The organism is Neorhizobium sp. AL 9.2.2 (assembly GCF_013317225.1).
GTDB lineage: Bacteria > Pseudomonadota > Alphaproteobacteria > Rhizobiales > Rhizobiaceae > Neorhizobium > Neorhizobium soli.
On record NZ_JAALXU010000011.1, the window covers coordinates 33,882 to 45,755 of the forward strand.

At 58.2% G+C, this 11,874-nt stretch carries 8 protein-coding genes; 2 read left to right on the plus strand and 6 right to left on the minus strand.

Translation table 11 applies throughout. The features are described 5' to 3' along the window. Positions 1-235: 235 nt before the first annotated feature. Positions 236-1,105: a hypothetical protein gene (locus G6K99_RS22645; protein WP_174198037.1), complete on the plus strand. Its 870-nt coding sequence runs from the start codon at positions 236-238 to the stop codon at positions 1,103-1,105. A gap of 424 nt (positions 1,106-1,529) precedes the next feature. Here G6K99_RS22645 and qatD read toward each other — a convergent pair whose 3' ends face one another. The 6 genes from qatD to G6K99_RS22675 form a co-directional block, all read right to left on the minus strand. Then, the gene (gene qatD / locus G6K99_RS22650; RefSeq protein ID WP_371816285.1) at positions 1,530-2,297 is read right to left on the minus strand and encodes a Qat anti-phage system TatD family nuclease QatD; all 768 of its coding nucleotides are present in this window, start codon (positions 2,295-2,297) and stop codon (positions 1,530-1,532) included. Beyond that, positions 2,276-3,625: a Qat anti-phage system QueC-like protein QatC gene (gene qatC / locus G6K99_RS22655; protein ID WP_180215609.1), complete on the minus strand. Its 1,350-nt coding sequence runs from the start codon at positions 3,623-3,625 to the stop codon at positions 2,276-2,278. Before qatC ends, qatD begins: the two co-directional genes overlap by 22 nt. A 20-nt stretch (positions 3,626-3,645) precedes the next feature. Continuing rightward, positions 3,646-4,581: a Qat anti-phage system associated protein QatB gene (qatB, locus tag G6K99_RS23465; protein ID WP_305798302.1), complete on the minus strand. Its 936-nt coding sequence runs from the start codon at positions 4,579-4,581 to the stop codon at positions 3,646-3,648. Beyond that, positions 4,581-6,545, minus strand: coding sequence for a Qat anti-phage system ATPase QatA (qatA, locus tag G6K99_RS22665; protein ID WP_174198040.1), 1,965 nt, complete (start codon positions 6,543-6,545; stop codon positions 4,581-4,583). Before qatA ends, qatB begins: the two co-directional genes overlap by 1 nt. Positions 6,546-6,885: 340 nt before the next feature. Next, positions 6,886-9,276: a S8 family peptidase gene (locus G6K99_RS22670; protein WP_174198041.1), complete on the minus strand. Its 2,391-nt coding sequence runs from the start codon at positions 9,274-9,276 to the stop codon at positions 6,886-6,888. Positions 9,277-9,369: 93 nt separating this feature from the next. Continuing rightward, positions 9,370-10,380: an AAA family ATPase gene (locus tag G6K99_RS22675; protein ID WP_180215610.1), complete on the minus strand. Its 1,011-nt coding sequence runs from the start codon at positions 10,378-10,380 to the stop codon at positions 9,370-9,372. A 494-nt stretch (positions 10,381-10,874) separates the two neighbouring features. Here G6K99_RS22675 and G6K99_RS22680 point away from each other — a divergent pair, with 494 nt between their 5' ends. Continuing rightward, the gene (locus tag G6K99_RS22680; RefSeq protein ID WP_174198042.1) at positions 10,875-11,873 is read left to right on the plus strand and encodes a class I SAM-dependent methyltransferase; all 999 of its coding nucleotides are present in this window, start codon (positions 10,875-10,877) and stop codon (positions 11,871-11,873) included. Position 11,874: the final 1 nt, after the last annotated feature.

Below are 11,874 nucleotides of genomic sequence, written 5' to 3' on the forward strand. Positions count from 1 at the left end.
CCGGAAGCCGCCGATGCGCCAGCGCCCAAAAACCATGCGACCAGATTTGGCCTCAAGGCGAGAGCAGTCGAGAAAGCTCCCGCAGAAATCGTCGGAATGGGTGGAATAGCTACGCTCCTCTTTCGCGCGATTCTCGATGTTTTATAATCTATTCGATAGCGTGGGGCCTAACGCGAAAGAACAGCACGCAGACTAATCCACCGTTACTGTCGGATGAGCTGGTGAGGGGTGATTGATGGCAAGAATTGATATCGGATTACGGCAGGCTCGAAAGATCGTTAACCTGCCTTTTGCCGAACGCCTGGCGTTCATCGCGGAGGGATTACCGATTCTCCTTCAGAGCGCGCAAGGTCTACACGCAGCATCCGAAGCGGTTTCGCAAATGCCGCGAGAATCCATGCTGCTCAAAGGGCATGCCGAAGAAGAAGCTGCCAAAATACTCATCCTCATGGACATCATACGGTGCCCAAAAAAAGAGGTTTCGAGGCGCATTGGAGTGTTGATGGGATGGTATTACGACCATTTGGCACGTCTTCTTTATGCTGAAGCCTGCCAGTGGCGCCCGGTCGATTTAAAGGAACTTCGCAGGATCATCGACCGACGTAGGGTGACCCACTATGTCGAAGGCAATATGGGAGAATTCATCGCACCAAACGATCTCATCTATCGCCGCGAAACGAGACTTTATGCCGACATCGAAGCCTTGGATGATGGTAGCCTGCAATGGGTTGTACCGTCTGCCTACGTCGGCTTCTACAATCCCAAGCCTGACGCCCTCGTCGTCGCCGAAGCGCTTGATGCGTTCGGTGCATTTACGGTCGAGGGCCTGGAGCTGATCTCCTCTATTTGGAGCGAGATCAATTTTCGAGATGAGACGCCGGCGCGGGAAAACGATCGGTTGATTGAAGCAACGCTGACGCTATTGTTCGAAAGAAAAATGGCATCGGAGAGCGCGACAACGGATAATGCTCGCGACCTGTATGGTCGTTGGCAGATGCCACTTTATGCGCTCGACATGAAGGCGATAGAGGTTGCTCGATCTGACTTGGAGGCAGAACAGGAGCGGTTGCTTCTGGTTGAAATGGGCGTTGAAAACGAATACTGACGCGGAGATAAATCGCAGTGCGGGTAGCCGCAATCGCGGCGCTGGCTAAGGCGCGCACTTTGATTAAGACCGCGGAAGGGGGATGTGAATTCCGAGACGCATTGATTCCTGTGACCTCCGTGGATGTGCTTCTTCAGGTGAGGACGATACGGAACAACCTCTTCCACGGCTCGACAGTGTATTTCACGGACCGTGACAGGGAATTTGTTCAGTAGGTATACACGTGATCCGTCTTATGTCTGAAGCGATTGAAAGGTCCGAGAAATCGAGAAGGATCCAGGCCGCCTGGGGCTATGCGCATGTAGGCCATCAATAACGGATGAAGAGTTGAGCTCGCCTGTCACCAATCCTCATTCTATCCGTCGCGAGTTCGTGTAGTCCAGCATAGTTCACGGCAGCCGAAGTGAGCTGGAGATTAGGCCACTCACCGGATTTGGCCGAGCAGGCGTTTAAGGTTCTCGAATACGAGTGATTGCACTGCGGTCGGATCACGTCCGATCTGGGCAGCGAGATGTTTGACGCAGATACCGACATCTTTCGGGCGGCTCGCCTTGCCGCCCGTTTCCGTGAACGGGCCATCTGTCTCCGTAAGCATCGCCTCCTCCGGAATGGCCTTCAGCAACTGCTCGGCCTTGGATCCGGTCAGCATGCGGTCGTTAATGGAGAACATGCAGCCGAGCTTAGCAGCCCGACGCGCTTCCGAGGGTGAACCGGAAAACCAGTGGAGTACCGGAGTGTTCGTCGATAGGTCGAGATGCTCTTCAAGCATGTCCAGGACAAGGGAAGCGGACCGGACAGCGTGGATGGAGAGGACCTTGCCGCCCTCGTACGAGCAGGCTTTTAGGACACGTTCGAAGACGTGCTTCTGTTCTGGCAGCGACTTGGCGTATTGGGGACTGGCATCAATACCCACTTCGCCCACATAGGCGGTTTCATGGAGAAGCTTCTCCCAGAGATCGATCTCATTGCCATGCGTACCGACAAGTTGGGGGTGGAGGCCAAGCCCGACACGGATGTATTTGGTCTTGGATGCGACGGACTTGTTCTTCGTCCAAGCGCGCGGCGTGGTGGTGACCGCAAGCGTGTAAATGGAAAGCCGCTCGCACTCTGTGACGAGGGCCTCGAAATCCGGGTAGAGGTCAAGGTGACAATGGAAGTCTACAAGACGGGTCAGGTTTCGGCCTCTGAAGATATGGTCTCGATCCCTTTCAGGAACGCTGCGACCTCCTCCATACCTCTCGAATAGACACCTTCCAACCCCTCGATCTTGTCCAGATCCTCCATGAGGGGGCCAGTCTTGTAGATGAAGGATCGGGTCCGGGTCGGATCCTGACGGAGACGTTCGATCGCGTATTCGAAGCCGCGGTACTGCTCGCCTTTCTTATTCGTGCTATCGAGGTCCGAATTCGCGGGATCTTCCATTCGATACTTGGACGGATCGGCCATGACCTCCGTTCCTTTGAGAAAGGCGGCGCGTCGGATGATGCAGGGCAGGCAATAGCCGCAGTGAGGCTCGCTGCTACCTTCCCACCTGCCGTGCGCGGGCTTGGCGCAGGAAATCGACAACCCCGCTGTCGCCCTGAGGATGTCCGGACGTGCGCATTCCAGGATCATCTCGCCTTTGGTCCTGTTCCAATAGGGATTCTGCACTGTCCCGGCGATGCCAAGCGTCGTCAGCAGCTCGTTCCAGCGGTGGAAATAGAACGGGTGCGTCGTCCTGGTGCTGTTGCTCGCCAGTCGCGTCGCGTCGAGCGGCACGTTAAGCGAGATAAGGCCGTTCTCCGGAACATAGATGGGGAATGGCGTTCCGAGAGCCGAGCCAGCGAACGCGGCCAGTGCGATGAAGAGGAATGAGCGCCCTCGTGTGGAATTTTCGCTCCCTAGTTCGGGGAATACGTCCTGAACTTTCCCCGTAGGAAAGGCCAACCGCATTGGAGAGCGGTTGCGGAAGGCCCGCGTGGCGAGCTCATAGACATCGTTCTGGGGCTTGCTGATCGCGCCGTCTGCCTTGTGGCTGACGAAATAGATGTTCTCGGCCCCATCGTCGAGTTTATCGATCGCGCCAATAAGACTATCGAGACCGCCCGAGAATAGCGACACTGCATTGAAAGTCGGTGTCATCAAGCTGCCTTGCAGACGCACTCGACCGAGTTCGCCAAGCCAGGCTCTGAAATCCACGGTCCAAAGGTCGCCAGTCAGGAAACGCAGCATCCTTTCGAGGATGGGTTTCGCGGGATACCAGCTCACCGGGTCGGCCACGGGAAGATAGAGCCCGATCTCGCGGGTCCATCCGTCCTGGCTTGAACGAGCCCGGTTGATGCGGGTGTCGGCCAGGGATACCACCGTGGCCAGAAGCAGCAGCTCGAGACCATGCCCGGTCGGGACCCCCTCCGCCTTTCTCAGTTGTGACAGAGCGCTCTTGATGCCCAGCCTTAGATGACCGTCGTGAAGGATGTCGAAACGGTGGATCTGCTCGTCACCCCTCGGTGCCGGATCAAAACCGTCGGATGGGCCAAGCAAGGGAGCGATTACGTATCTGGTCACTGGTCATCTCCATCGTGCTGTCCGGCCCGTTCGAGGATGCCGTAGGCGGTCTCGTAGATGCGGTCTATCTGAGCGGAAACCTGTCCTTCGCGGAACACCCCCTTGGTCGCCTCCATAGCATCCTGAACACGCCCGAGAATCCATTCCCGGAATGAATCGTTTAACGAAACGGCGGAGGCCGCCGTCTCAGGCAGCGTGATGGCACCGTTCCCGACGGCGTTGAGCAGCCTGCTCATGATGGTGTTCGTGATGAAGCGTTCTAGTACGAAGTTGATCGTCGCGCTGTCGGGGCGCTCGAGGCGGTCGATCATGTCCTTGGGCACCTCGTGCAGCGCCTCGGAATACGCGTCGCGGACGAAAGCCTGGTCGAGGTCTCCGCCTGGTTCGCAGACATAGTCGATCAGAGCCTCGAAGATCTCTGCGGTCGAGCGTTGTGCCAGCGACGCGAGGTCGAGGCGGCGCAACTCCTGGCGGATGTCAGAGCCCTCGGCACCTGCGCGCATGAGGAGATCGACCAGCCGTCCAGCGGCACGTCGGTCAGTGCTGGCTCTTGCAGACGCGCCCGCTCCGCCGCCGGAACGAGACACGTACGACGAAGCGGATCTTCCGAAGGCCCGTTCCCGATCACCCGAATCCCCTGATCGCGCGCCCTTGTTGAAGGCCTTCCGACCTGGAGTGAAGCGCTTGTCGGAGGGCGGAGGCGGCGCCGGCGCTGCGGGAGGAGTCTGTGTTGGAGGCCCCCCGGGAGGCGGCGCGTCGGGTGGAGGGCCGCCAGGTGGCGGATTACTCGGTTGCGGCTGGCCGGGTTGTCCAGGCTCTGGAGGGGCGGGTGGTGCGGGTGGTGCCCCCGGGTCGCCGGAGGGGTCGTCCAGCCAGGATGGCAGGAGCGGGTTCGAGTTCTTGCCGCCGTTGAAAGGTGTGGAGGTACCCATCAGTCTTCCCCATCAACCTGGATCATCGACTTGAGGCTGTCGCTTCCCGTGGTCTTCCAGCCCTCGATGATCTGCTTGAGGCGTGCCTTTCCTGCCAGAGTCTTCACCGCCCGGTTATGGCCCGACGCTGCCCATGCGCCGAGCTTGTCCGCAGGTAGCTGTGCCAGCAGTTCAAGGTATCTGCTCTCGAATTCCGGGACCTTCGTCAGGAACTGGATCATGCCTGTGACCGCCTGGGGCTTCCGCTCCCAATCAGTGGTTCTGAGTACTTTGGCACGGAGTTCTTCGAAAACCAGCATCCGGTCTTCCGGGACGAGTGCGGCCACTGAGACGAGCGCGGTAGCTGCCGAAATGTCGTCTTTCGTGAGCTTGTCGACGATGACGAGAAGGCGCGGGTCGAGTGCTGCCGCGAGCATCGCGAAATTCTTGACGTCATTGACCACGAACAGATAGGGCCTAAGGTCAAGCGCGCCGATCTTGAGTTCCTGCCCCGCCCAAGGAATGATGTTCGGCTGGATCATCCACGCATCGATCCGCGGCTCATGGGCCTGCGCGCTAGCCACCGGCGCGATCGGTTCCGCCTGGTCGGTCACCGCACTCTCGGCTGGTTTAGCCGTCTTGTCGCAACGCTGTTCCAGCCGTAGCAGGCTAGCGCTTATCCCGTCCGGATTTGCCCCGACTTCACGCGCGATCTCTTCGAACACGTCAGGGAAGAATTGCTCGGCAAGCATGATCTTGGCGAGGACCTGGCTATCGATTGCGTTCTCGAAGCCTCTCGCCTTGGCCACGGCGAGACGCAGCGTTAGGGAGTTCAGAAAGCGCTTGACGTTCCGTGGGTTGCCCTTCGTCCCGGATGCCAGAACGGCGGATATCTGATCGACCATAGTAACCGCCGCTACAACATCGGAGTCGTAGGCGTCGCCGAGGGCCTCAGCGACCTCGCTATCGCCGATCGACTTCTGAAGCCACGGTGTCGACATGTAGCCTTCGGCCTTCTTAAGGAGCGCCTTGAACTGATCGCTTCCCTCGCCCACCAGAGACCCCACCGCCAACAGAGTGAGGTACGTCTTCGTCTCAGCCTCACCCATGGCAGGGATGCGGAACGGAACCTGTATGAGTTTCTCGAGATAGGCCCGTGGATAATCCTGGGTCGCGTTCCCTGTAGGAAGATCGGGGAAATGCCGCGTGACCGCATACCTGATCATCGCCTCATCCGCGCCTATGACGAAGGCGGTTCGCGGCAGCATGACGAATAGCCGGATCGCCTCCAGTGTCTCGATCGCTGTCTCAGGAAGGCATCGGTCGAGGTCGTCCACAAGGACGATCAGGCGCTCAATATCCGCTTTTTCAATGAGTTTCTGGAAGGCGCTGTTGAACTCGCGGATGTTTTTCGCAACCGTCGGCTTGTCTTCGGCATCCTTGAGGTAGCCCTTTACACCCTCGGCCGCCGCTTCGACATTTTCCTGTGTCGCCCATTCTCCGCCTGTGATTTTCCCCATGGCGAACTTTGCGAGGTCGATGGCCTGATCAGGCGAGGGCAATCCGGTGGCGGCCGTGAAGGCAAGCCCGCCGGCCTTTTTTGCTGCCTTGAGCCAGTCGATGCGTTTGACGACATCGAGGATTTGTTCCTTGGCCTTGGCGTAGATAGTCTTGTTTGCGATCAATTGATCGACCACGCCCTCGATCAAGGCGATCTTGGCGTCCTCGAAACCTTCGAATTGCCAACCGTTGAAGCGGATTACCAGAGTCTTTCCACCAGGAAACTGGTGCTCGGCGATCATTTCGAGAACGCTTGACTTGCCAGCACCCCAATAACCATGAACGCCGATCGTGAGAGGCTTTGTTCCGCTTCCGGTGATGATGCCTAGGATGGTGGTTGCTATCGCCTTGTTCCGGAGAAGATCAACCTTCGTTTCGTGGTCGCTGATATACCCCAACTTCCGGGTAGAAGATGCGTTTGCCAAGCGATATCTACGCTGATTGCTCAACCTAGGATAACAGCTTGGCTCCTGCTGCGATTTGCTTGTCAATTACTTCATTGTCGGCCACGCAAGGAACCGGCCTGTATCCACAATCTTCTGAATGCAGATGGACGTGAGTTCTTTGCAAAGAGCATCAAGCCGACCTAGCAAAAATTTGGCGACGGATGGCGTGCTCGCGATAATGCCGTCCATCCTAGCCTACTTTCTGGCAAAATTGAAAATGGTTAGTGATTTCAATGCGCGAATCTTGATGCACAAGGGGTCGCTGGTTCGTATCTCTTCAAGAGCAAGCCATCTTTAGCTATAAGCCTCTGTGGCGAGACTAGACCAGGATATCTGTTTCTGCTGCAACCTTCGTCTCAATGCGAGCCTTCGCGGCGATAACGCCACTGTAGAGATCAACCTCGACCCCTGGAGCCTTCAACGTAACCACCAACGAATAGCGTGTCTTGCGATTGACGATATCCTTTGCAGCTCGATTGCGCCACCAGCCTACAACCGGCTTCACGCATAACAGCTCACGGCTCAACAGCTCAATAGCAGGACCTGACCAGACGTCACAATGCAGGGAGCCTGCCGAAATGCTGCCCGGGCCAAACATCCATCGGGCATCGTCGGCATGACTTGGCGCCCGCGCACCATCTTCGCGCTCTGCGGCATTGACCCGCTGCTTGAAGCGCTCGGCAAGCTCGCCTCGGCGCTGCATGTCGAAGCGCAGGCCGAAAGATTGGTAGCGCTGTGGATCGACATTGGCCGAGAATCCCGGATTGGGATCCACGAAGTACGACAGCGTGACCTTCAGCTCTACTACGGTGTTCTGCAGATCCTCCAAGATCGCAGCCGGAAGCGGGAGCTGGTAATAGTGGCACTCGTTGAATTCCCGCTGCCCCTTCAAACGGAACGGCTGGATAGCGTTCTGAGCGATCAGCGCCAGATGGTCCTGCGCCGAAGCCGAGGCGCGGTCGAAATCAGGTACGCCATAGCCGAACCGCCTCATCAGCGGATACCGGTCCTTCTTTCCCGCAGGACTGTTCAACTGCTCAAGCATTGGTTCGGTCCATTCGGCGCTATGAATGACAAGCGCCCTGACGGTTTCCGGCCAATAGTTTGGGTGCTCGGCCGTGAGCCTCGCAACCAGGCGCGCGGCTAGTGCGGTCGCAGCGCTCGTCGCCTGAAACGCCGTTAGGGCGTTTGCACCGGCTGTCGGCGATGTGGTTAGAAGTGATAGTGAATCTAGGCTGAGAACTTCTCGGCGGGCCGGGCTGAGCGCGCGATTACCGGCCTCCAGGACCACTTCCGGCTTGATCGGCGCGCGGGCGTGAGCCCAATTGACGCTCGTCCGGCTGTAGGGGCTGAGTTCTCCGGGGCCGGCAAGGCACGACCAATCTTCGTAGCCCATGTCGGCGATCTGATTTAGATCCGTGTATCCCCCGACGGTGATGGCGTTCCAGGCCTGACTTGGATCTTCGGCGGGGTAATCGTCCTGCGAAGAAATCCGAGCGTATTCGATCTCGGCGGGAACGTTGCCGGCAGAAATGACGAATAACCGTTTCGGAGCGTCGTCGTCGTCGCCATTCATCGTGCCAGCTGCGGCTTGGTCGATCGCAGCGCTCCAGGTCGATGGCCGGGCACCGGAAACATTGTCGTTCGTCACCGCCATACAAAATACCCGGCTTCTCTCGGGTGCAGCGATTTCTGCCAGCGATACGGCGGTCTGGCTGATCACGCCGTAGGAGTGCGGCTCGTTCGGGTCCATATTCTGCGGCGGCAGGAGCTTCACCGATTCCAGTCGATGGTTCAGCCGTCGCTCGGACCGATCGGATAGTGCGGCCGTCAAATCGCCGTGCAGTGCCAAGCCTGCCATAGCCGTGCCATGGCTATGATGATCGTCGACGCCCCAGTCACGGTCGATTGCGTGCTGGTCAGCTGCAGCAAGTGCCGGCTCGATCAGCGAGTGGCCGCGATTGACCCCCGTATCCATGACGCAGACGGCAGGAACCTCGTTTCCAGGCCAGACGATACGGCCAGCAAGATCGTCGACCCATTCGTTCTGGTTTTCCTGGGCGTCTTCAAGGAAAAACACCGGATTGTCGCTCGCGCGTCGGAGCTCGCTGACGACGCCGGTCGCGAAGGTCATCAACTCGATCGCGGCGCGGCGCGCGAGCACGGGGATGACGACGGCTTCCGGGAAATAAAGCCGGCGATCGTCGGAGGCGGCACGAAGGGAGAGCCGGCGGCAGACGTCTTCAACGGCCGCTTCATTATCGCGATGCGCCCAAATCGCCCACCACATTAGATGCTGAGGATTATCGGGCAGGGCATTAGGGTCGTCGGTCCAGAAGACTTCCAGGCGTACGCGCCTGATCTCCTCGATTTTCTCCACGCGGCTGGCGTTTGGCGGTTTTCCCTTCGGAGAGAGGGGACCTGAAAGATAGTCATCGAGGATCTGCTGAATGGCTTCTCGCGCATTGTCCGGAACATAGAGCGCCACCGTGCGCAAGTTATCGCGGTCTTTCGTCGCCCCTGGGCGTATGCCCTGCTTCTTCCATTCTAAGACGTCGGCACTTGTGCCCGGCCGCAACTCAACTTCGATGTATCCGCCTGCGGCAGGTTCCAGTCTAGGGTCTGCACCCCTGAGTTCCGTAATTGCGGCAAGCGCGACATCCAGTGAGTTGCTGAGTTTGCGCCCATGCTCCGCACGGATCCGCGGCACGCTCGAACCACCGCTACCTGTACCGGTATATGGGCTTGCGGTATGGAGCGCCGAAACATCAATGTGGGGAAGCGTGAATCGGCCTGCCATCGGTCAGTGTACACGCTTCTCATCAAGGAAAGCGTCGCGCATCTCCCGACGCTGGTCAAGACGTTGCACGACGTCCTCGGTTGCAATTGTCTTGCGTTCATCGAGGATCGCAGTCTTGACTGCATCATCGGCCGCGCGAACGATTTCGGATTGGCTGAGACCGTCGGCTGCCTTGACGATTTTCGTCCAGCCAAGTCTGGCCGATGACATCGGCTTGAGGTTTTTGATGACAATTTGCTTGATTTGGTTGGCCGTCGGCGCTTCAAACTCAAGGACCAGATCGTATCGACGCAGCAGCGCTCGATCGAGAAGCGAGGGGTGATTGGTCGAACAAACAATGAGGCTGTCCGTCGAATTACCCTCTTCCATGAATTGCAGGAATGAATTGAGTACACGGCGCATCTCGGCGACATCGTTCGTCGACGTGCGATGTGCACCAACCGCGTCGAATTCGTCAAAGAGGTAGACGCCGCGGCGCTTTGCCGTTTCGTTGAAAACTAGCCTGAGCTTTGCTGCGGTCTCGCCCATATAGCGGGTGATGAGCCCTTCTAGCCGGATCACGTAATATGGCAGGTTGAGCTCGCCGGCCAGCGCTTCCGAGGACATCGTCTTGCCCGAACCAGGCGGCCCGACGAATAAAACCCGGCGATTAGGTGTGCGGCCATGTTCCCGCAGCCAGTCGCGCTTCCGTTGCTGCCGGATCATATCTTCGAGATTTTCGAGCAATCCCGGCGCCAGAACCATGTCCTTCAGCTTGAAGCGTGGCTCGCGAAGCTCGAGAAGTCCTTCGAGGTCGCCTCGAGGCGCCGCGAGCGGAATGGCAACACTAGCTCCTCGGGATCTGCGAGCCCGGGCTCTGTCAACCTCGGCTCGCATCTCATCAGCCGTGGTCTTGTGTCCCTGACGGGCCTCGGATGCGGCAATCTGCAGAGCGATCGAGAAAAACAGGTCGTCGTCGCCCTCAGCGCGGCTTCGCAGCATGGCAAGGATTTGCTTGGCGTTCGACACGGTCATTCTCTCTTCGTTGAGCCATACTACTACAAAACCGGCCGGCAATATAAGGTAGCGGCGGAGGTCATCCACACCGGGATCGTGCAATGAAAGCTACAATATTTCATTACTCGCTCCTATCACGCTCGTCGAAGCAGCGGCCGCAAATCCTGCATCACGCTCAAAACACAGAGTCCACATCATGAAAATCGATTGTAGAACATATGAGGAACGTGATGGCCGCGCAAGTGAATCTCTTTTACCTTTATAATCAGCGCTTTGGTTCGACGTGCCAGCGGGTCGAAGGTTCGAATCTCTTCAAGGCGACGAATTTTGCAAGTCTCTGTGCGTTCAGGTCCCGGCAACCAAATCAGTCGAAACACCCTACCCAGAAGCTGCGGTTGCTTTGCGTTTGGGGCATCGACATCGTACCAGGCGGGCCAAAAGGCCAAGGTGACTGCCGTCCCGGCCCCATGCGAATGTAGGCGCATGCTGTCGTCCCAGACAGGTTGAACCTAATGCAGTCTCCATTTCCAACGCCTCCCCGTCCCCCTTTACAAATGCAACAGCTTTTCAGTGGTCAACTCGAACGGAGCCTGTTCTTAGTCTGCTTCAACCACTCCCAGCCCCCTGTGTACGAGGTCAACGAAATGTCTGAAACGTTCATCCCACAGCTTCAGGAACTCGCCAAGTCGGCGAGAATGTTGGCACTTGTCGGCGCGTCGATCAAGTTGCGCTCGAACGCTTCGGTTGTTCCAGCCATTCGTGAGCAGATCGACCTTGGTGCATGGATGGCGCTGGGGGAGGGTGCCGATACAGCCGAAGAGGGGCAGGCGTCTGTGGCTCTCACCATGGTCGAGATGGCGCTGAGCGAGGCGAGTGAACTCTTTCGCAATCCGGACCGGGGATCGAATTGGGAGATTGCCGATGGCGCTGCGATGCAGGCCATCGGGCGTGCTTCGAGAAGCGCCTTCACCCATATTCACTCCGTTGCTGCGAAGTACCCGAAGATGCAGGAAACGTTGAAGGGAGAATTCCTTGATGTTGGCACCGGGGTTGCAGGTATCGCGCTCGAAGCAGCCCGGACCTGCCCTGATCTCAAAGTTGATGGGATCGATATATGGGAACCAGCACTGGAGCTCGCCCGGCAAAACGTAGCTGAAAGCCCCTATGCGGACCGCGTGAACGTGCGCAATCTCGATGTCTCTGCGCTTGAAGAACGCAAGCGGTACTCGCTCGCCTGGCTGCCAACCATGTTTCTCAAGCGCCCGATCATCGAGACGGCGATCGACCGTATCGCGCGCGCCTCGATGAGCGACGCGTATCTTGTCGCGGGTGCCTACACCCGACCGGAGGACCCGTTCCTGGCACTCATGGCTAATCTTAGGACGCTTCGAAGCGGCGGCGACATCAACGATCCGGCCGCCATCAAGGCGATGATGGAAGCTCGAGGTTATGTCGACGTCGAAATGAGCGTGGCGCCTGTCGCAACCTTCGTCTTCGGCAGGCTCCCGTGAG